Annotated in this window: 1 protein-coding gene; it reads right to left on the reverse strand. The window is 76.0% G+C overall.

Going from position 1 to position 707, the window contains the following annotated elements; all coding sequences use genetic code 11:
* The coding region (locus IN07_RS26060; RefSeq protein WP_036341126.1) for a hypothetical protein at positions 1-707 on the reverse strand (707 nt) is incomplete at both ends.

Genomic DNA, 707 nt, shown 5'->3' on the forward strand with positions numbered 1-707 from the left:
TGGTGGCGTCCAGCGGGAGCGGAGCCGGGTCGCTCGCGGTCCGTGCCATGGCGGGCGCCATGACCGGGGACATGACCAGGGACATGACCGGCGACATGACCGGCGACATGGCCACCGGGACGGCGAACCGCTCCCGCTGGTCGGTCGATGGTGACTCCATGAAGCGGACCTCCTCGGCCGGGGAGTCGTCGACGACGACGGCGTCCACGACGAGGTTCTGGGCGGCCGCGAACTGTGCCGCCCGCTGTGCGACCCGGGCATCGCTGGCGTAGCTGGTGCGGGCGTCGGTCCGGTAGGCGCCGGTGTCGTAGGCGTTGGGCTCGGCGGCGGTGGTCTGGTAGGCCCATGGCTGCGGGACGTCGCGCACCCGGTCCTCGGCCAGTGCCGGGGCCGACCAGCCGCGCGAGGCAGCGGCCTCGACGATCGCCGACGCGGCCGCGAGTGCGGCGTCACCGTCCTGGGCGGCCTCGGCGGCGGACCGGTCGGCACCTGCCTCGGGAGAACGGTGCCGGCCGCGACCGGAGCCGTTGGCGGCCAGGACCTCCTCGAGCAGGTCGGCCAGCTCCTCGTCCGCATTCCGGACGGACTCGACCATCGACAGGGCCGGGGTCGCCGCCTCGAGGTGGGCGAGCTCCGCGCGGGCGACGTCGAGCCGGGCCGCCTCGGTGGCGGCCGCGGCCGCGGCCTCGGCCTCGGCCTGACGGCGG

The organism is Modestobacter caceresii (assembly GCF_000761485.1).
Classification (GTDB): Bacteria; Actinomycetota; Actinomycetes; order Mycobacteriales; family Geodermatophilaceae; genus Modestobacter; species Modestobacter caceresii.